This window comes from Metamycoplasma neophronis, assembly GCF_006491995.1.
Classification (GTDB): domain Bacteria; phylum Bacillota_I; class Bacilli_A; order Mycoplasmatales; family Metamycoplasmataceae; genus Metamycoplasma; species Metamycoplasma neophronis.
In genome coordinates, this window is the sequence record NZ_VHHP01000040.1 from 1 (window position 1) to 531 (window position 531).

General features: G+C 65.7%; 1 protein-coding gene. It reads right to left on the bottom strand.

The window, feature by feature from the left end; all coding sequences use genetic code 4:
* Positions 1-328: maltotransferase domain-containing protein (locus FJR74_RS08415; RefSeq protein ID WP_211333942.1), on the bottom strand; the 328-nt coding region annotated here is incomplete at its 3' end.
* Positions 329-531: the final 203 nt, after the last annotated feature.

Genomic DNA, 531 nt, shown 5'->3' on the forward strand with positions numbered 1-531 from the left:
CCCGGAAGGTCCACAATCCGACCCGGTCGGGGGTGAACTGGCCGTGGAAAACGAAGGGCTCCTGGCCGCTCGTCATCGGGATCAGCAGCGGCTTGACGCGTTGTTGGGGCTCGCTCGGCGTCGGAAGCACCCTGGCCCGGGGTCTGTCGGTGAGGTGTGGGTAACGCACTCCGAGGTAGCGCACGACCAGCGTCGCTGCGACGGCCTCGTGGCCTTCACGCCAGACCGCCGCGCTGACCGGGACCACCTCGCCGACCACCGCCTTGGCGGGATATACGCCGCACGAAACGACGGGCGCGACGTCATCGATTTCGACACGACCGGGCACCCACCACTCCGTTTCCGTTCCGATTGCCCGGCCACTCACCGGGACATCTTGTATGTGTCGTTCCTTGTGTGTCCTTCTTGCGCCCGATACCCACCCTAGTATCCGATCACACCCGCGAAGGCACAGCGGTCGGCGGGCGCACTGCACGCGGTGGCATCCTCAGTAAGGTAAGGACGCGTGAAAGCCCTTCGCCGGTTTACCGT